Here is an 18,544-nt window from a genome sequence, read left to right as displayed (position 1 = left end):
AGCCGGGAGTTCGCTTTATTTTCGTTGTTAAAATTATAACATAGGTAGCCTTTCGATATCCCGGACCCTTTTTCACATTAAATCGCAATTGTTTACGTTAACCTGCGAATTCTATGTAGCATTTGGCTATAATGATGCTATAATAATTAATTATACAAATTCACGAGTTTGGGACAAATCCATCAAACTAGTTTAACACAGTGTAGCGTTGCTACATCGAAGGAATTATCCAATAACGTTCTTGCCTGTTTTTCAGCCACACCATCAAAACTTATAAAAAAGCGCTTTACCTTAAAGGAGGATCTTCATGTCAAAGGCCATTTCCATCTTCGATACGACTTTACGCGACGGCACACAAGGAGAGGGTGTCAGCTTATCGGCAGATGACAAACTCAAGATTGCCAAAAAGCTGGATGACCTGGGTGCTCACTATATTGAAGGCGGAATTCCCGGTAGCAATACCAAAGACATTGAGTTTTTCAAAAGAGTCAAGGAATTGAAGCTGAACGCTAAGGTTGTTGCATTCGGAAGCACTCGCCGCAAAGGCAGCATCGCCAGCGAAGACGCCAATTTGAAACGTATGATTGAATCCGGGGCACAGGCAGCAACGCTGGTCGGAAAATCATGGGACTTCCATGTACATACCGCCTTGCAGACCACGCTTGAAGAAAATCTGTCCATGATCTATGATTCCATCGCATATTTGAAACAAAATGGCCTGGAAGTAATCTTTGATGCCGAGCATTTCTTTGATGGATTCAAACACAACCCAGAGTATGCACAAGCTGTCATGACCAAAGCCCACGAAGCTGGGGCGGACTGGCTCGTCATGTGTGATACCAACGGAGGAACGATGCCGCACGAAGTTCACGAGATCGTATCCACCCTGCACCGGACGTTGCCTCAAGCACATCTTGGCATTCACACCCATAATGACTGTGAGCTAGCGGTTGCAAACACGCTTAGTGCTGTACAAGCCGGGGCTCGTCAGGTGCAAGGTACAATGAACGGTTATGGGGAGCGCTGCGGTAACGCTAACCTCGCTTCCATTATCCCGAACTTGCAGCTGAAACTGGGTTACGAATGTGTCTCTGAGGATTCCATGAAACAACTCACGAATGTTGCCCGTTATATCAGCGAGATTGCGAATGTGAATATGCCTATTAACCAACCTTATGTGGGTAATGCTGCATTCGCTCATAAAGGCGGAATCCATGTATCCGCCATCTTGCGGGATTCCCGGACTTATGAGCATATCGTTCCTGAACTGGTCGGCAACAAGCAACGTGTGCTGGTCTCCGAACTGGCTGGACAGAGCAACATCGTGTCCAAAGCACAGGAAATGGGGTTGGAGTTTGATCCAAGCAGTGCGAACTCCCGTCAAATCATTGAAAAAATCAAAGACTTGGAGCATCAAGGTTATCAATTCGAAGGCGCGGATGCATCACTGGAATTGTTGATTCGTGAAGCGAACGGAGATATGAAAGAACTGTTCACCTTTGAATCGTTCAAAATGCTAGTGGAGAAAACGGCTGGTAAATCCGTTGTATCTGAAGCTTTTGTCAAACTGAATGTTGCCGGAACAAGTGTCTATACCGCAGCAGAAGGAAACGGCCCAGTGAATGCACTGGATAATGCACTTCGGAAAGCACTTGTGCAGTACTTCCCTTCTCTTGCTCATATGCACCTGTCGGACTACAAAGTTCGTGTACTGGATGAAAAGGATGCGACCGCTGCAAAGGTTCGTGTATTGATCGAATCCAAAAATACAGAGAACACGTGGAACACGGTCGGTGTGTCCGAGAACGTCATCGAAGCCAGCTGGGAAGCCCTTGTACACAGCTTCCGGTATGCTCTACTCCAGGAAAACATCTTGGATGAACCGGAATCCCTTTCGATTCCAACGCCAGGTCTAATCAATCACTAAAAATCTAAATCAACCACTAAAACACAATCCGACTTCATATTTCCCGGAAAATAAACAAAGCTTCTGCAACCATTAACGATGGTGGCAGAAGCTTTTTCAATGCAATACGATAAACAAAAAATCTTTTCTTTAGGGCGTGTCTTGAAACCTACTGAAGTGCATCTTTCACCCCCGCCCCCTGCTACGTCACTTCCCCTTGACGTGCCCCGGCACGCCTGCGGGAAACTTCCTGGCTTGGAACGAAAATTCGGCAAAATCTGCTTTCTTCAGCGTTTTCAGACACGCCCTAGTTTGAAATCAGCTTTTTAATTTTTTTCTCCAGTTCTTTTTCCGGCAAAATACCAAGAACAATCTCTTGGATTACTCCCCGGGAGTCAATAAGAACATTCGTTGGAAATGCAACGCCGTTATACTGGGCATAGACGGTTCCTTTTTCGTCCAAAGGAATCGGGAATTTTAACTTGTACTCGTCCACAAATGCTTTGGCATCCTTCAATTTATCGTATGAAGTAACATTCACACCGTAAAGATCCAGCTTATCTTGGTATTTTTCAGCCAGATGGTTCAGTTCAGGTGCTTCTTGTTTACAAGGGTCACACCATGACGCCCAGAAACTGACAAAGGTTGCTTTCTCTTTCGCCCCGCCTACGCTATACGTCTTGCCATCAAGTCCAGTCAGCGAAAACGGCGGTGCCAGCAACCCTGCCTTCGGCCCCGTCTCCGTTGGCATAGGCTGTTCCTGTTTAAAAACAGCGGCAATACCACTATCCGTATTCTGAGCAAGGGCTATACCAACAAGCAGGACAGCTCCAAGCAGTATGTATATGTTACGTTTCATCACTCGTCACCCTCTTGTTCATTCAATGTGTATCCAATGGAATTACATCAATCCTTTCTCATATTGTACCCTTTTCCCTTAAAATTTTACAATCCGCACTGAACAAAATAAAATAAAAAAGGACTCCTGCATCAAGCAGGAGCCAAAAGAGAGAGGGGTGAATACAAATGGCAGCACTTCACGGGCAGCAAAATACCTTAACCCTTCCTCGCTCGGTGGAACGTGAAATGTCCAGGCACATGCATCTTTCACTGCCGCAAGAAGCCTGCGGGGTTGTGCTGGGTGAATCCGCAGCGGGCGGCATACGAATCAGTCGGTTTCAGCCCATTCGTAACGTAGCGCCTGACCCGCTGCATCACTTCTCGCTGGATCAATCGGAATGGATTCAATGTCTTTTCTCCGACGTTACGATCGTTGGCGTATTCCACACCCACCCGTGTTCATTGCCCATTCCTTCGCAAGAGGACCTTCAAGCCCTCCCGAACTTTGCGGGATTGATACACACCTATCTGATTGGTGCACCCGATCTTTCGGTTTCAGCTCCAGAAGACTTCGAATCACCCATGCTCCTGAACGCTTATCAGATTATATCGAATGAGGAACAAGAACCTAGTGGGGCATCGTTTCCGCTACATCCCTACAGCTTAATACCATTAACGTTACGCATGACTTAATTGGGTGTACAGGTCACCCAAGGTCTCTATATTTTTGCGTTGCATATCCTCAAGATAACAAGACCATAATTGCGCCGTCATTTTAGCATCTTCAAGCGCATGGTGCCGCCCATAGATCGGAATGCCCCTGGCTTCAAGCAATTCATCGAGCCCGTATCCTGTCCTCGTCGGTTCAAGCCAGCGAGCAAGCATCATCGTATCAATTAAACGATGGGTCAGCCTAACTTTGGAGGTTCGCCACAACGCTGCATTGAGAAAAGCCCGGTCATGCGCGCTCGCATGAGCCACCAGTACATTCCCACCCACAAAGGACATGAAATCATGCAATCCTTGAAGCAGTGTAGGTGCCTTTTCGGTCATCTGTTGCGTAATCCCGGTGAGTTCAGTAATATGCTTCGGCACCGCTGTTTTTGACTGAACCAGTGTATAGAACTGTTCCTCTTCCAGTACAACACCACCTCGAAGACGCACTGCACCAAAGGATAAAATCTCATCTCCATGTTGAGGGGAAAAACCCGTCGTTTCCAGATCAAACACAACAGCATCCAATTCCCCCAGAGGTGTATGCAACACTTCTGGTCTGCGTTGCTCCCTCATTATGGAACGGATAAACGCCATATGTTGCGCCGTAGGGGCTCCCATAATGGAAGCGATCGCGGAAGGAACCCCTCCCTGACGCAGCGAATTCCAAAACCCTGTACTGCCCCTTGCCGGCTCTCTCATGGACGTCTCCTTTCTGCAAAACGCAACTGTCTTTGCAAAGCACGATGCACTCGCTTAACCAGTCCCAGTGTCTCCCTCAGTTCATAATGAACTTGCTTCTGCTTCATCTGTTTCTCATCCAAAAAACCACTGCTCTGCTGCAAATCCTCACGTATAACAACTGGTGTATTTCGACGCAGCTTCAAAGCAGACCTAAACGCACGCTGGCATGTGTCCGTTAACTGAAAAGGAATGGCCTCAAGCGAATTCAATCTCTCCATTCGTTTTAACGTGGATGATTCCTGAATTCCATGCTGCAAAGCCAGAAATCTGGCACTGTTAACCAGCGGAATATATACGCCATATTTGACATCAAAGCCGCCTGCATGTTCACCAAATCGCTCTGTAACGACGCGACCCAGTATATTTAATGTCGCCTTATGTTTCACCGTATTACGCAGCACCGCATCAGAGAGCTCTGGAACTCGGCGAAACTGTTCATAAAAGCTCGCGAGCCAAGCGTCTGCCAGACTAGCTTCCCCTGCAATAAAACGCATATCGGAAGCGATGATCAGGTTACGCACCGGCTCCCAGTTTAAGTCGGAACTCCATTCGAACAATTGCTTATTCCAATCCGCCAGTGTTTTTCGCCAGAGCGATTCCGAGCACATCACCTTACCCTCGCATTTGGCATAACCCAGACCTTCCAATAGATCCGCAATACGTTTTCCCAGTTCCTTGAAATATTCTTCTTTTGTTGCATGCGGAGCATCGCTGATAATCATGCCATTATCCTGATCACTCCATAATGTCGCTTCTTCCCTGCCGGAGCTTCCAAATACGATAAAGGCATAGGGGACGGGAGGTTGGCCGAAGCCCTCCTCTACCATCCCCTGAATGCATAACTCTACTGCTTTCCGTGCAATGCGGTCATGCAGTTCATTTACCGTCTCGTACCATTCAACCAGCGACAAGGAAGCGGACATTGATTTCTGGAGTTCTCTCTGTAAAATAACACGTGCCTGGCGCAGTTCATATGCAGAAGTTGCACCATCGATCCCTTGATAAGACCAGGAAGGGTTTGTTATTGAGATAGGTTCCATCATATCCGGCCTCCTTGAAGCAATTTCAATCTGGATTTACCTCAGGAGCTGAACGTACCACCTGATTTGGATTCTGCATGTTTCATTTGTTCAGGATATCCATACGTCCCGTGTTCACTAAGATCAAGCCCCATTGTCTCTTCTTCTTCCGTAACACGGATACCCATTACAGCTTTCATACCGCCGAGAATGATGAAGGACATAACAAGTACAAAGGCAAATGCACCGGCAAGACCTAGCAACTGCACACCCAGTTGGTGGAATCCACCTCCATAGAACAGACCCGCTTGGCCAACGCCTACCTTTTCAGCAAGTTCTGGTGTTGCGAACAAACCCGTGGAGATAGCTCCCCACATACCAGCAATACCGTGTACTGAGAACGCATAGATTGGATCATCAATACCTTTGCGATCAAAATATTGAGCCGTGAAGAATGTAATGATACCTGCGATTGCACCAATGACCAGAGCTGCCCAAGGTTCAACGAAAGCACAAGCTCCAGTAATTGCTACGAGTGCTGCTAGTACACCGTTCAACATACTAGGGATATCTGATTTACCAAGAACTGCCCATGAGATCAACAGTGCGGCAACTCCACCAGCAGCAGCAGCTACGTTTGTAGTCAATGCCACATACCCGAAGAATCCTTCACCCATTGCAGACAACGTACTACCTGGGTTGAAACCGAACCAACCGATCCAGAGGATAATGACCCCGAGTACGGAATATACTTGGTTGTGACCTGGAATGATGTTAGGTTTACCGTCTTTGTTGTATTTACCGATACGAGGTTTCAGCAAGATGGTAGCCACCAATGCTGCTGTTGCACCCGTCAGGTGAACTACTGTTGAACCCGCGAAGTCTTGCATGCCCAGCTCTGCGAGCCAGCCTCCGCCCCATACCCAGTGAGCAACAACTGGATACATAATAATGGTATACAGTGTACCAAACACGATATATACACTCATCTTTGCACGTTCTGCCATACCACCGCAGGCAATAGCCAGAGATACAGCAGCAAATGCAAGGTGGAATACAAATTTAATCGTTAGTGGAACATCGGAGAAAGCAAGTGATTCAAAGGAAGCTGCCATGTTGTCTCCACTCATGAAGAAACCGGTTGTTCCAAAGAATCCGTTACCGTTACCAAACCCGAGACCAAAACCAAGTCCCCAGAATGCAATAACTGAAATGCCCAATGTCAGGATTGTCTTACCCGCAATGTGTCCTGCATTTTTCATTCGTGTCGAACCCGCTTCAAGGAGTGCAAATCCCCCTTGCATAAAGAACACCAGCACTACAGCCAGAAACGTAAAGGCCGAGTTCAGACCACTTTGAAGTTCAATATTACTTGGGCCCTCCGCTGCTGCTGCAAATGCACTCATTGGAAAAGCCAGTAAAGTAAGCATTGCTAACATTGAAACCAACCATTTCTTTCTCATGTACCCCACTCCCTCTTATGTTATGTTTATTAACATATCGTGAAACTCTTAATGTCATTATAAGCAGAAGTAAGGAAAGTTGACAAGAGTATTTTCATCATTTTCAAAAATATTTTATGGGAATAAAGTCTTACGTCTTTTTCTTGCACTTAAGTACATATTCATACGCTTTGAGTACATAGATATAGAAATGAAGCAAGCTATCAATCAAAGCATAACGTTTGACTGTATGGTTCATGATCATGTATCATACTTATTAGTAAGAAAAATTAGGCGCGTTCTATCTGAAGCGCTTGAGGAAACCACATTTCCCTACATTTGAACTTGCAAGCGAGGTGAATATCATTGGGGATATGAAACTTTTTCGGATTGGCGAACTCGCCAAAACGGCTGGTGTAAGCGAACGGACAATTGACTATTACACAAAGCTCGGGTTGATCTCTCCCGAAGAACGCACCCAAAAAAATTATCGTCTTTATAGTCATGAAACCTTAACCAGACTTGAACGTATTGTACAGATGAAACAAGAGAAGTATAGTCTCGAAGAGATTAAACAATCTCTTGAAAAGTGGCGTCTGGTCAGTACAGAAGAACAAGTAGCCAGCAAACTGACAACACTTGAACTTCATGTGCAGCAACTTGAGCGAGAGGTCAATGAACTCAAACCATTGCTTGGAGAGATGAAACCTGTACAAGCACGCAAGATGATGGCAGGACTCCTCACCAAAAGCGCCGGTACAATGGAGGCATTAAAAATCTTGCTTGAAAACACCATGATGTAGCTTATTATGAAAGCGGAGGAATGGATATGAGTTTTAATAACGGTATGTTCGTATTGATTATCATCGCCTTTTTGCTCTCGTTATGGGCGCAATTTCGCGTTAAAGGCACCTTTAGACGTTGGTCAGAAGTACCCAACCAGAACGGAATGACCGGTTACGACGCAGCCCGTCATATGCTCGACGCCAACGGCCTGCACGATGTACCGATTGAACCGGTTCGCGGCTCACTCTCTGACCACTACGATCCGATCAATCGGGTTGTACGTTTGTCAGAACCTGTGTACTACGAAAAGTCCATCTCGGCACTATCCGTTGCCTGTCACGAAGTAGGTCATGCCATTCAACACAAGGAAAGTTACCCTATGCTCGCATTGCGTCACCGGATTTTTCCGATTGTAAACTTCGCTTCCGGACTCGCACCGTTCCTGTTGATTGCAGGTTTTATCTTTAACGCGATGAATCTGGTCGGAATCGGTATTATCTTCTTCTCTGTTACTGTTGCATTTCAGTTGATCACATTGCCGGTCGAATTCAATGCCAGCAATCGAGCACGTGAAATTATGGTATCTGAAGGTTATATCCGTAACGAAGAAGAAAAAGGCGTAGCCAAAGTGTTAAACGCCGCAGCTTTGACTTATGTTGCCGCTGCATTGATCTCTCTGCTTGAACTGATTCGTTACATCGGGATCTTTAACAGCCGGGACTAATTGTTTCAGCTCCTACATGAAAAGTTGAATAAACAAAAACAATACCCCACCGTTATTCGGATGGGGTATTGTTTTGTTGTTGTAAACCAAAATAATGAAGCAAGAACGAGCGAAACGACTGAGCAACGAGCGGCAGCTTATCATCTGCACGGTGAATCAATCCAATCGTTCTGGTTACTTTCGGCTGGGAGATCGCTACATGCGCAGGCTGCAGGGGGTTGGTCTGGAATAATGCCATTTCCGGCAACAGACTGACTCCCATACCCGCCGCTACCAAACCACGGATCGTATCCGTTTCCTCACCTTCAAAGGCAATTTTCGGCGTGAATCCGGCTTCCAGACAGGCGTGCCATACGATTGGCCGCAAAGAGTATCCTTTGCTAAACAAGACAAACTTTTCATCTTTCAGTTGTTCCAGTGCAATAGTCTCTTCTCCCGCAAGCGGATGATTTGGCGGTAAAATGGCATGTAATTCCTCAGTCAGCACAATATCACCAGCAACCTGATCATGCTTTTCTGGAAATGGTGAAATAAAAGCAAGATCGACTTCCGCCGACAACACATCCCGAATCAATGTCGGGTACATCCCCTGCTTGAATCTGAATTTCACATTCGGATACTTCTGACGAAAAGCCGCCACTACAGAAGGAATGAGATGAATCCCCAGACTATGGGGGAAGCCGATCCGAATCTCCCCATGCTCTGGGTCAAGAAACTCATGCACTTCACCAACAGCTTTGTCGAGATCCTTCAAGATACCTTCGACCCGTTTGCAAAAAAGCTGTCCTACCGCGGTCAACTGCAGATTCCGCCCTTTTTGCATAAAAAGATCTACACCAAGCTCCTCTTCAAGCTGATGAATCTGCCTGCTGACCGCAGACTGTGCCACGTGCAACTCTTCCGCCGCTTGTGTAACATGTTCCTTTTGAGCCACTTTTAGAAAATAATGCAACTGTCTTAATTCCACTTGCCTGATCGCTCCAATCTGTTATACCCTACTATATCGTTCACCGTACAGTCCATCTTGAGAACGTTCTAACTATTTCCTGAAAATCCGAGGTTTCCATAAACGAATAATCAAACCATAAATAAAGAATCCTCCGAGCAAACCACCTAAATGCGCCATCCAGTTCACGTTTGAAACTGCAAAGGAGAAAATAATCCCGAACAGTAACAACGTATACAAAGTCTTGCGGGATGTCTCATCCATTATGGTTCGCTGGAACAGTGCCACGTAGAGAAATGCCCCATAAACAGCATAAATTGCACCAGACGCCCCTACCGAAATCGTAATATCGCCAACTGAATTGTACCAGGCAACAGCAAGAATATTACCTACTATTCCTCCTCCAAGATACAAGACACCGTATCTCAACGATCCAAGCAAACGTTCCATCGGCGGAGCAAATACGATTAATGCAAAACTGTTAAACAAAAGGTGCCCGAACCCTGCATGCAAAAACATGGAAGTCACATAACGCCACCAATCCTGGGCAAACAATTCATAATTCGTCAGTGCCCCAAATTTAAGCAGCACCATACTGTTCGTTGACCCTCCATTAAGCGTTAACACAATAAACATAGCGACATTCGCAATTAAAAGAATTGACGTCAAAGGGAAGTATTTCAAATAATCTTTCCAATTTTCATAACGGATAAATATCATAGATTTTCACTTTCACTCCACCCTGTTAATATCAGACCTTCTCTTGAATCCATCACAATGATACATGCCCAGATTGGACAATGTCTTTCATAAAAGATTATAATGGATTTTGGCACGGATCACCAATTTATAAGGAGGAACATTATTTATGACACAAGAACGTAAAGGCGCAGCCACATTTAAAGGCAACCCTATCACATTGATCGGACCTGAATTGAAAGTGGGCGATCAAGCACCTGACTTCACTGTGAGCAAAAACTTGATTGAAGATGCATCTCTGAAAGACTTCGCAGGCAAGATTAAATTAATCAGCGTTGTTCCTTCTCTGGACACTGGCGTATGTGATGCGCAGACTCGCCGCTTCAATGTTGAGGCAGCTGAACTGGGTGAGAACGTTGTAGTTCTGACCGTCAGCGTAGACCTCCCATTCGCTCAGGAACGTTGGTGCGGTGCGGCTGGTGTAGACCGCGTGGTTACCCTTTCTGACTACAAAACACGCTCTTTCGGCGAAAACTATGGTGTTCTGATCAAAGAATTCCAACTTGATATGCGCTCTATCTTTGTTCTGGATGCCGAAGACAAAATTACATATGTGGAGTACCTGCCTGAAATGACAGACTCCCCTAACTTCGAGCAAGCCATTGCTGCAGTTAAAGCTTTGCTGTAAAACAAGTTTCATAATTGCAGAATAAAAGCGAGGAAGGTCATCCTTCTCTCGCTTTTTATTATTTCATCATTTATTTCACTCATTCACCTTATACTTGCTAAGTTTTTTATCAAGTACGGAGAACAAGTGCATAATCGTACGATAGTTGGAACCGAGATCTCCCAGTGAACCGCGGGAAGCAGAATACATATCCACTGCGCTTCGCACAGGGCTTACCGAAATAATGGAAACTGTAATATCCATCGTACGCCCAAACGTTGTGCGTTTCTCCAGTATAATCTCGCCTACCGAGTGCACTTCATGAAGTACTTTATACCCCGGAATTTTTTTAAGTGTAGAAGACACCTCTTCCCAGGCTTTTTCTTTGGATAAATTGTAATAGCGCGTTTTTAATTTGGGATCCTTGGCTCGATCGCTGGTCCCCTCCATACTTCGGATGATACCGACGAGCGTTCTCTTTAAGGTCAAGACCCTTCCTCCTTTGAGTGTAACCGTTCCATTATGTATTCTAGTGTAACATTGTTCAAGTAGTAACAAAAGGGTAAGCCTCATATTTAACAAAAATACTAGGATCAACAATAACCCGAATTAAAGCATTCATCAGTTCCACCCAAAAATCAACATAAAAACACCCTGGCTTCCTCTATGAAAAGGAAAAGTCAGGGTGCTGTACATAGTAAAATTAGAAACCCGCCTATGCCGTCCGGCTACATTGTCTTATGAACCTGCTTGGCAGGTGGGTGACTGCAAAAATGCATTTGAAGTCCCCATGTCGTATAGACAGGGCTTTTCAGCAACATTTTGTATTAATCTCCCGAAGACATCATCATTGGTTCAAAACAACGAATAACCGAAACGTACATCGCAGGATGTACACTTATTATATCCCTAACTGTGTAAAAAGTAAATGCCAGACAGACATGTTTTATTTTTGCTGTGTAAAGTCTTTATTGTCAGCAGATTCAGAACTCTGTGCTTCGTCCTGTTCTCCCGATTTTTCAGCCAAAGCTGCAGCCTCTTCTTCCTCTTTCTGCAATTGAATCTTTTGCATCTGCTCCTGCATTTTGTTGTAGGTTGCATAGAAGTTAAAGAACGCAAACCAGGCCACGATGCTCATAATGAAAAAGATAAACAGCACCGGATAACGCAATCCGATATAGAACAGCAACCCACTCCCCAATAATGTGGAGAACACACGGAAAGGTCGAATCAGCGTTAAGAGAACTGCATTTTTGATAATGAGACCAATCGACATATGGTAATGTACAACCATTGAGAAGAAGTTAAACAGAGACACAAACAATAGTAGCAACAGCACAAGCATAATAATGCCAACCAGTTGCATGTTACGGAACTGCGTCATATAAACGGTATAGTCCAGATACATGATCGCAAACAGCAATGTGTAGAAAATACCCCCGATTAAGCTTTGTTTGTAGTTTTCCTTGTAACCTGTAAAAAATGTACGGAAGATCGGCACATCCGTATCTCCCATATTCCATTTACGAACAACCGTGAACAAAGCTGAGGTCGCCGGAAACAGTGTAAGCGGTGCCACAATGGCAATAGCCCAGTTCATTTGTAATGATTCGTTCGCGAGATTTTGCTGCATGACGAGCAGTTTCATGATCATGAAAAACAAGAACGGTGATGAACAGATCGCCCACAAGAGATTGCTTGCAGCCAGTCTTGTAATCCATTCTGTCAGTCGGTAAAGCCCGCCCATAGCTCCTTTAAATTCCAAACATTTCTCCTCCTCCACACCTTGCGTCTAACCTAAATTCTAATATTAATATACCTTATTATATATAGGAAAAGCCAGCACTTCCCGAAAGAAGATCACCTCAGGCAAGCCTGATCGTTCTAATAAATGGAAAGTTAATTAACTTTTACAAAGTAAAAAAAGATGGAGCAGCTTCCTGCTCCATCCTCATTAAATGTTACATTTATTCGAAAGAGTTGTCTCTAGCCGGACGGCGTCCTTCATTGTTACTTGGACGCGGTTTGCGATCACGGTTGTAGCCGCCTTCTCTGCTTCCGCTTCCACCACTGCTGTTGCGATCACGATTATAACCGCCACGCCCACCACCACTGCTGTTGCGATCACGGTTGTAACCACCGCCACCGCCACCACTGCTACGGTTACCGCTGTAACCTGATGGCTTGCGTCCGCCAGAACGAACATCTGGTCTACGACGTTTAGCACGAATTGGATCTTCAGGAGTCAGATCAACCTGAGCATCTTTTTTGTCGCCTGTCAGAAGTTTCAAAGCTGCGGACAACAATTGTACGGAATCATATTGCTCCAGCATTTGAATGGCAATACCCTTGTATTCGTTCAATTCACCGGATTGTACAATCTCCAGGAGACGTTCAGCCGTTACACGTTGTTTTCCTTCAACCGCTTCTGCCATCGTAGGCAACGGTTTACGCGGAATACGGTGACGTGTCACACGCTCGATGAAGTGCAAGTGATCAATCTCACGCGGAGTTACAAAGGACCATGCCGCACCCTCTTTACCCGCACGACCTGTACGGCCAATACGGTGAACATAACTTTCTGGATCTTGCGGAAGGTCGAAGTTCACAACGTGTGTTACGCCAGATACATCGAGACCACGCGCTGCTACGTCTGTTGCAACGAGTACATCGATGCTGCCATCACGGAACTTACGCATTACCGTATCACGTTGGTTTTGAGACAAGTCACCATGCAAACCGTCCGCGGAATATCCACGTTTTTGCAAAGCTTCAGCCAATTCGTCAACACGACGCTTTGTACGTCCGAACACGATTGCCAGTTCTGGGGATTCCATGTCCAGCAAACGGCTAAGCGCTTCGAATTTTTGACGCTCAGGCACTTCAATATAAGCTTGATCAATCAACGGAGCGCTGACTTGTTTAGGAATAACAGAAACGTGTTCTGGATTAGTCAAGAATTGTTGAGCCAATTTTTGAATGTTAGGAGGCATTGTTGCAGAGAACAGCATCGTTTGACGGTCGTCTGGAACTTGTTTCAGGATAGATTGAATATCCTCCATGAAACCCATGTCGAGCATTTCATCTGCTTCGTCCAATACAACAGTTTGTACATCATCAAGTTTGATTGTTTTGCGGTTGATGTGGTCAAGGAGACGTCCTGGTGTACCGATGATAATCTGTGGTTTTCTTTTCAATGCACGAATCTGGCGTACGATATCTTGTCCGCCGTAGATTGGCAGGGAGCGTAGACCTTTGAAGCGAGTAAGTTTTTCGATCTCTTCAGCGACTTGGATCGCAAGTTCACGTGTAGGTGCCATAATGAGGGCGCGGATTTTATCATCCGTTTTGGAGATTTTGCTAATCAACGGAATACCGAATGCTGCGGTTTTACCCGTACCTGTTTGAGCTTGACCGATCAAATCTCTGCCTTCAAGCGCAAAAGGAATTGATTTGGATTGAATCGGTGTTGCTTCTTCAAACCCGAGCTCAGTGATGGCTTGCAGCACCAGTGGTTCAAGATTGAAATCTGTGAAATTTAAATTTGTCAAAATTATTCATACTCCTTTTATATGGTGGACATGGTGGACAATCCACTTTGTTGTCTGTATTCTTAAGTAGCGTTAATATTTATAGGGTATCCCAACGGGACGAATTATTTTCATGAACGAACATAATTCCATGAATGGGTCCCCAAGATAAGACTAAAACTACAATCATGTGTTTGAAACATTTCAAATTTTAGCTTTCGATTTGGGAAAAGTTTCCTACTCAAGAATATCCACAAATCATTATATCATAAAACTATTCAAGATTACCAGCAATCTGGTTTTAAATAAAAATGAGGTGATTAAATTGCCCAAAATAATTTGGCACTCTTTGGTGATCATTTTGGGTGCTGCAGCAATTGCTTGCGGCTTCAACTGGTTTTTGGTTCCCCATCAGCTTCTGAGCGGTGGAGTATCCGGTATTTCAATGCTTTTAGGTTATTTTACCAATTTGAATCTTAGTATAATGTATTTTGTTCTTAACATCCCTCTGCTCGTTGCAGGTTGGTTTATTCTTGGACGACGTTTCATTATATTGAGCATTGTATCGGTAGCGGCCACTTCCTGGTTTATTGGACTGCTGCCTGTTTCTGCTGTAGCGACCGATCCACTTCTCAGCTGTGTATTTGGCGGTGTGCTGGTAGGAATCGGTACAGGGGTCTCCTTTAGAGTCGGTGGCTCTACTGGAGGTCTGGATATTGTCGGTTCCATTTTCACTAGAAATCGTGATTTCCCGATTGGTACTGTTATGGCGGGTATGAACGGAGCGATCATTTTGCTTGCGGGTTACCTGAACAACAACTGGAATATCGCTCTTGCCTCCATGGTTTCGATTTATGTTACAGGTAAAGTGCTGGATCTAATCCATATAAGTCACGTCAAGGTTACGCTCTATATCATCACCAATGAAACCGAAGCGATGCTGAAAAAACTATTGACCCGTCCACGTGGTGTTACAAAAATTAAAACGCAAGGGGCATATACTGACATTGAAAAGGATATGTTAATGACTGTGACTACCCGTTACGAACTGGTTGAGATCAAACGCATTATCAAAGAAACCGATCCAAAAGCATTTGTTAACATCGTGGAAACCGTAGGCGTGATGGGTTCATTCCGCCGCAGTTAGTTATCTGCCCGTTAACAAGTTGCAAGTTTGTGGTATAATAATGGTGCACCGCTCTTAAATATGTTGTAAGCAGGTTCCGACCTTTACTTTTCACAAAGCCATATGCTTTCCCGATTCGCGCCGAATGACTTACCATTTTGGATTTCGAGTAGGAAAGGGTGATTATTGTGGATATGGAAACGGTAAAACTGTTTGAAATTGTCAACAAATGGTGCCCGGAAATGCTCCCTTTCTTAAAACCGAATGAACTCGACTCACTGATTGTTCTCCGGGATGGGCTGGGCATCCTGGAACAGGGAGATGCAATGGAAATCATTCAGTACAGTATTTGTGAGCATCAGAATGATGTGTATATTCAATAATTTTTTCAGATCGTTTACGCCGCTTCTTGACGAGGTATTCCTCAGTCAGGGAGCGGTTTTCATTTTCCCCACATGTTTCATAAAAGGATTAATATGGTTAAAAGCACGGAGGCTTTGCTGTATAATTCAAGTATGGAATGTACATAAAGGGAGTGGAAAAGGATGAACATACTATGGGCCTTGTTCGCAATGGCCTTGGGAAGTTTCGGAGGAACGTCGTCGGTAGCTCCGGATCTGGGTCATAGCAACAATAGTCAACTATCCTCGTTAAGCAACAGTTTTAACTCTGCCATTATCCAATCACAAAAAGAACAAGTCGTCGTTGATGCCGACAATCCCCCTGCCAAAGTCGACCCGCAACCTGATGCTCCTGTTGTTAAAGGAATATATGTCACCGCGTACAGCGCTGGTGGTGCAAGAATGGCACAATTGCTCGAACTGACCGATCAGACAGAGCTTAATGCTATGGTCATTGATATCAAGGATGATCTCGGATATATCACGTATCCCACGAAAAACAAAGCAGTGAACAACATGGGTGAAGCAAAGGCTTTTATTCAAGATATCAATGCCTTGATGAAACGATTAGAGAAACATAAGGTGTATCCTATCGCACGGGTCGTTGTTTTCAAAGACACCATTCTAGCGAAGAAGAATCCCGAACTATCCTTTCGGAATAAGGACGGCTCGGTGTGGGCCAACGGTAAAGGAGACAGTTTCGTGAACCCTTACAGCAAAGAGGTATGGGAATATAATATTGAAATCGCCAAAGAAGCGGCAAAGCTCGGTTTCAAAGAAATTCAGTTTGACTACGTTCGCTTTCCCGAGGGATTTGAAACACGTGCAGATAAATTGAAGTACACACAAACCAAACAATCACGCGTTGACGTTGTCGCTGAATTTGTGCAATATGCACGTAAAGAGCTCGCTCCTCTTGGTGTTCGAGTTTCGGTAGATATTTTTGGATATGCAGCCTCTGTACCGGCAGCCGAAGGCATTGGTCAGGATTTTGTAAAAATATCAGAAAATGTGGATGTCATCTCGCCTATGGTCTATCCAAGTCATTATTCTACCGGCTGGTATGGCGTGAAAGACCCTGACAAAGACCCCTACACGACAATTAAAGGTTCCATGAAGGATACGCATAAGAAGCTGGACCCTACCAAAGAACTTAAACCAATCATTCGTCCATGGATTCAAGACTTTACGGCAAGCTGGCTGGGTAGGGGACATTATATCAAATACGGCAAGAAACAGGTCGAAGATCAGATTAAAGCGATGAAAGAAATGAATGTGGATGAATATCTGTTATGGAATGCATCTAACCGTTACACGCCTGGCGTGCAATACAAATAATATCGTGCACTTATAAAATCTTCTTCGTTTGAGTTCATCTAACCGCAGATCAGATCACAAACTCCATAATTCCAAGCCTCATCCCGTTTATAACGGGAGCGAGGTTTTTTTATATTTTAATATCCTGGTCTTGATAAGGCACTATGTTCATGCTCAAGACTCTTTCTCCTGTTGCACTATTCAAATTCGTAAAAATCCTCTACAATTAATAGCTGTCTGATGTGACATCAGCATGATAACTATATAGATCGTGAGGCCTCTTCAGTGAATATGAACACATCGAGTTTTCCACAAAAAATCAAACAGTTCCTGATCATATTTTTGCCCATCTTTACCACTCAGATCGCGCTTTCGGCCATGTCGTTTTTTGATACCAACATGTCCGGTAAGTTTTCACCAGCTGACCTCGCAGGTGTCGCTATAGGTACAAGCTTATGGATGCCCGTCCAAACCGGACTTAGCGGGATATTGATGGGAATAACCCCTGTTGTTTCTCACCTGCTCGGCTCTAGGCAGCATGATCAGATAGGACGGAGCGTCATTCAGGCTCTTTACTTGGGCATTGCTGTAGGCCTTATCGTGTTAGGGGCAGGCGTGTTGCTTCTAAGTTCCATATTAAACGCGATGCCTTTGGAGCCGCATGTTGCAAATGTAGCATTTTATTTTCTGTGTGCGCTTGCTTTTGGCATTATGCCCCTGTTCGGATATACGGTGTTACGCAGTTTTATGGATGCGCTTGGACAGACACGTATTACCATGCTCATCACACTCGTTTCGCTGCCCGTTAATATTTTGCTGAACTATCTGCTCATTTTTGGTCGATGGGGTTTTCCTCAATTAGGCGGTGTTGGTGCTGGTGTGGCCACAGCATGTACATATTGGCTTATTTTTCTGATCAGCCTGTTTTTCGCGCATCGTATGGAGCCATTCGCCCAGTATTCTATTTTCCGTCAATGGTCACCGATCTCGCTTAGCAAATGGAAGGAACTCCTCGTCATTGGGGTCCCGATCGGGTTTGCAACTTTTTTTGAAACGTCTATCTTCGCTGCAGTTACCTTGCTGATGAGCCGATTCGATACGGTTACTATAGCCGCCCATCAGGCAGCACTGAACTTTGCTTCCACGCTCTATATGTTACCTGTGAGCATCTGTATGGCACTCACTATTCTGGTTGGCTTTGAGAATGGTGCAGGCCGGCTGAAAGACGCCAAACAGTACAGTCTGCTCGGGATCGGGGGAGCTATTGGCCTTTCCTTGATTACAGCGATTATTTTGCTGGTGTTCGGAGAGCCGATTGCGAGAATTTACTCGAATGAACAGGAAGTAATTACATTAACGCAGCATTTTCTGATCTATGCGATTTTCTTCCAAATTTCAGATGCCATTGCTACCCCTACACAAGGGGCATTGCGAGGATACAAGGATGTCAATCCTGCGTTGATCATTACCTTTGTCGCGTATTGGATTATCGGTCTGCCCGTTGGTTATTTCACAGCAACTTATACTTCACTTGGCGCATTTGGATATTGGATTGGTCTCATTGCCGGGCTCGCAGTGGGAGCCACTGCGCTGTTGTGGAGACTGTTCCGGGTCCAAAAGCAAGCTTCCCTTCGCCCATAAGCAAACAGTGTTCCTCCTCGCATAATTTCTTTATGTAGAAGA

The 18,544-nt window shown here is 44.9% G+C and carries 18 protein-coding genes and 1 other RNA gene; 9 read left to right on the top strand and 10 right to left on the bottom strand.

Translation table 11 applies throughout. The features are described from left to right. The first annotated feature begins 307 nt into the window (after positions 1–307). The gene (gene cimA / locus EC604_RS11450; protein ID WP_123064302.1) at positions 308–1,927 is read left to right on the top strand and encodes a citramalate synthase; all 1,620 of its coding nucleotides are present in this window, start codon (positions 308–310) and stop codon (positions 1,925–1,927) included. Between the two features lie 286 nt (positions 1,928–2,213). Here the strand turns inward: cimA and EC604_RS11445 are convergent, their stop codons facing one another. Continuing rightward, positions 2,214–2,765 carry a TlpA disulfide reductase family protein gene (locus EC604_RS11445; RefSeq protein ID WP_123064301.1) on the bottom strand — a complete coding sequence of 184 codons (552 nt, stop codon included), beginning with the start codon at positions 2,763–2,765 and terminating at the stop codon, positions 2,214–2,216. A gap of 167 nt (positions 2,766–2,932) precedes the next feature. Here EC604_RS11445 and EC604_RS11440 point away from each other — a divergent pair, with 167 nt between their 5' ends. Beyond that, on the top strand, positions 2,933–3,439 hold the full coding sequence (locus tag EC604_RS11440) for a Mov34/MPN/PAD-1 family protein (RefSeq protein WP_123064300.1): 507 nt from the start codon (positions 2,933–2,935) through the stop codon (positions 3,437–3,439). Here EC604_RS11440 and EC604_RS11435 read toward each other — a convergent pair. The 3 genes from EC604_RS11435 to EC604_RS11425 are packed head-to-tail and all read right to left on the bottom strand — an operon-like array spanning position 3,425 to position 6,686. Further along, positions 3,425–4,162 (bottom strand): exonuclease domain-containing protein, encoded by a 738-nt coding sequence (locus EC604_RS11435; protein WP_123064299.1) that lies wholly within the window; start codon positions 4,160–4,162, stop codon positions 3,425–3,427. The genes EC604_RS11440 and EC604_RS11435 overlap by 15 nt on opposite strands. Next, on the bottom strand, positions 4,159–5,244 hold the full coding sequence (locus EC604_RS11430) for a DUF294 nucleotidyltransferase-like domain-containing protein (RefSeq protein ID WP_429350596.1): 1,086 nt from the start codon (positions 5,242–5,244) through the stop codon (positions 4,159–4,161). Before EC604_RS11430 ends, EC604_RS11435 begins: the two co-directional genes overlap by 4 nt. 41 nt (positions 5,245–5,285) lie before the next feature. Beyond that, positions 5,286–6,686 (bottom strand): ammonium transporter, encoded by a 1,401-nt coding sequence (locus EC604_RS11425; protein ID WP_123064297.1) that lies wholly within the window; start codon positions 6,684–6,686, stop codon positions 5,286–5,288. Positions 6,687–7,039: 353 nt separating this feature from the next. On the opposite strand from EC604_RS11425, the gene EC604_RS11415 reads away from it, so the two are divergent. Next, positions 7,040–7,468: a MerR family transcriptional regulator gene (locus EC604_RS11415; protein WP_123064513.1), complete on the top strand. Its 429-nt coding sequence runs from the start codon at positions 7,040–7,042 to the stop codon at positions 7,466–7,468. Between the two features lie 26 nt (positions 7,469–7,494). Next, the gene (locus EC604_RS11410) at positions 7,495–8,175 is read left to right on the top strand and encodes a zinc metallopeptidase (RefSeq protein ID WP_123064296.1); all 681 of its coding nucleotides are present in this window, start codon (positions 7,495–7,497) and stop codon (positions 8,173–8,175) included. A gap of 52 nt (positions 8,176–8,227) precedes the next feature. Here the strand turns inward: EC604_RS11410 and EC604_RS11405 are convergent, their stop codons facing one another. Continuing rightward, positions 8,228–9,142 (bottom strand): LysR family transcriptional regulator, encoded by a 915-nt coding sequence (locus EC604_RS11405; protein WP_123064295.1) that lies wholly within the window; start codon positions 9,140–9,142, stop codon positions 8,228–8,230. 72 nt (positions 9,143–9,214) lie between these two features. Next, positions 9,215–9,841, bottom strand: coding sequence for a rhomboid family intramembrane serine protease (locus tag EC604_RS11400; RefSeq protein ID WP_123064294.1), 627 nt, complete (start codon positions 9,839–9,841; stop codon positions 9,215–9,217). A gap of 148 nt (positions 9,842–9,989) precedes the next feature. Between EC604_RS11400 and tpx the strand changes: the two genes are divergently transcribed. Continuing rightward, positions 9,990–10,508 carry a thiol peroxidase gene (tpx, locus tag EC604_RS11395; RefSeq protein WP_090924731.1) on the top strand — a complete coding sequence of 173 codons (519 nt, stop codon included), beginning with the start codon at positions 9,990–9,992 and terminating at the stop codon, positions 10,506–10,508. Between the two features lie 75 nt (positions 10,509–10,583). Here tpx and EC604_RS11390 read toward each other — a convergent pair whose 3' ends face one another. The 4 genes from EC604_RS11390 to EC604_RS11375 all read right to left on the bottom strand — a co-directional run bounded on the left by EC604_RS11390 (position 10,584) and on the right by EC604_RS11375 (position 14,038). Beyond that, positions 10,584–10,976: a DUF1499 domain-containing protein gene (locus tag EC604_RS11390; protein ID WP_123064293.1), complete on the bottom strand. Its 393-nt coding sequence runs from the start codon at positions 10,974–10,976 to the stop codon at positions 10,584–10,586. Positions 10,977–11,191: 215 nt separating this feature from the next. Then, positions 11,192–11,382: non-coding RNA, 6S RNA (gene ssrS, locus EC604_RS11385), on the bottom strand. A gap of 51 nt (positions 11,383–11,433) precedes the next feature. Then, the gene (locus EC604_RS11380; protein ID WP_123064292.1) at positions 11,434–12,252 is read right to left on the bottom strand and encodes a YesL family protein; all 819 of its coding nucleotides are present in this window, start codon (positions 12,250–12,252) and stop codon (positions 11,434–11,436) included. 202 nt (positions 12,253–12,454) lie between these two features. Further along, positions 12,455–14,038, bottom strand: a complete 1,584-nt coding sequence (locus tag EC604_RS11375) for a DEAD/DEAH box helicase (protein ID WP_123064291.1) — start codon at positions 14,036–14,038, stop codon at positions 12,455–12,457. Between the two features lie 304 nt (positions 14,039–14,342). On the opposite strand from EC604_RS11375, the gene EC604_RS11370 reads away from it, so the two are divergent. From EC604_RS11370 to EC604_RS11355, 4 genes are all read left to right on the top strand, one after another. After that, positions 14,343–15,164 (top strand): YitT family protein, encoded by an 822-nt coding sequence (locus tag EC604_RS11370; protein ID WP_123064290.1) that lies wholly within the window; start codon positions 14,343–14,345, stop codon positions 15,162–15,164. A 173-nt stretch (positions 15,165–15,337) separates the two neighbouring features. Beyond that, positions 15,338–15,526 carry a hypothetical protein gene (locus EC604_RS11365; protein WP_174812284.1) on the top strand — a complete coding sequence of 63 codons (189 nt, stop codon included), beginning with the start codon at positions 15,338–15,340 and terminating at the stop codon, positions 15,524–15,526. Positions 15,527–15,688: 162 nt separating this feature from the next. Continuing rightward, positions 15,689–16,882, top strand: coding sequence for a putative glycoside hydrolase (locus EC604_RS11360; RefSeq protein ID WP_123064289.1), 1,194 nt, complete (start codon positions 15,689–15,691; stop codon positions 16,880–16,882). A gap of 270 nt (positions 16,883–17,152) precedes the next feature. Further along, positions 17,153–18,502, top strand: coding sequence for an MATE family efflux transporter (locus EC604_RS11355; RefSeq protein ID WP_123064512.1), 1,350 nt, complete (start codon positions 17,153–17,155; stop codon positions 18,500–18,502). Positions 18,503–18,544: the final 42 nt, after the last annotated feature.

Origin of the sequence: Paenibacillus amylolyticus (assembly GCF_003719335.1) — a bacterium.
GTDB lineage: Bacteria > Bacillota > Bacilli > Paenibacillales > Paenibacillaceae > Paenibacillus > Paenibacillus amylolyticus_D.
The sequence above is the reverse complement of the archived record's forward strand: the minus strand, read 5'-3'. Positions and strand labels throughout refer to the sequence as shown.

Excerpts from the sequence above, each read along its gene's own strand:
- EC604_RS11400 (WP_123064294.1), bottom strand. The coding sequence starts at position 9,841 with ATGATATTTATCCGTTATGAAAATTGGAAAGATTATTTGAAATACTTC.
- EC604_RS11435 (WP_123064299.1), bottom strand. The coding sequence starts at position 4,162 with ATGAGAGAGCCGGCAAGGGGCAGTACAGGGTTTTGGAATTCGCTGCGT.
- cimA (WP_123064302.1), top strand. The coding sequence starts at position 308 with ATGTCAAAGGCCATTTCCATCTTCGATACGACTTTACGCGACGGCACA.
- EC604_RS11415 (WP_123064513.1), top strand. The coding sequence starts at position 7,040 with ATGAAACTTTTTCGGATTGGCGAACTCGCCAAAACGGCTGGTGTAAGC.
- EC604_RS11430 (WP_429350596.1), bottom strand. The coding sequence starts at position 5,244 with ATGGAACCTATCTCAATAACAAACCCTTCCTGGTCTTATCAAGGGATC.
- EC604_RS11360 (WP_123064289.1), top strand. The coding sequence starts at position 15,689 with ATGAACATACTATGGGCCTTGTTCGCAATGGCCTTGGGAAGTTTCGGA.
- EC604_RS11440 (WP_123064300.1), top strand. The coding sequence starts at position 2,933 with ATGGCAGCACTTCACGGGCAGCAAAATACCTTAACCCTTCCTCGCTCG.
- tpx (WP_090924731.1), top strand. The coding sequence starts at position 9,990 with ATGACACAAGAACGTAAAGGCGCAGCCACATTTAAAGGCAACCCTATC.
- EC604_RS11365 (WP_174812284.1), top strand. The coding sequence starts at position 15,338 with ATGGAAACGGTAAAACTGTTTGAAATTGTCAACAAATGGTGCCCGGAA.
- EC604_RS11410 (WP_123064296.1), top strand. The coding sequence starts at position 7,495 with ATGAGTTTTAATAACGGTATGTTCGTATTGATTATCATCGCCTTTTTG.
- EC604_RS11425 (WP_123064297.1), bottom strand. The coding sequence starts at position 6,686 with ATGAGAAAGAAATGGTTGGTTTCAATGTTAGCAATGCTTACTTTACTG.
- EC604_RS11355 (WP_123064512.1), top strand. The coding sequence starts at position 17,153 with ATGAACACATCGAGTTTTCCACAAAAAATCAAACAGTTCCTGATCATA.
- EC604_RS11445 (WP_123064301.1), bottom strand. The coding sequence starts at position 2,765 with ATGAAACGTAACATATACATACTGCTTGGAGCTGTCCTGCTTGTTGGT.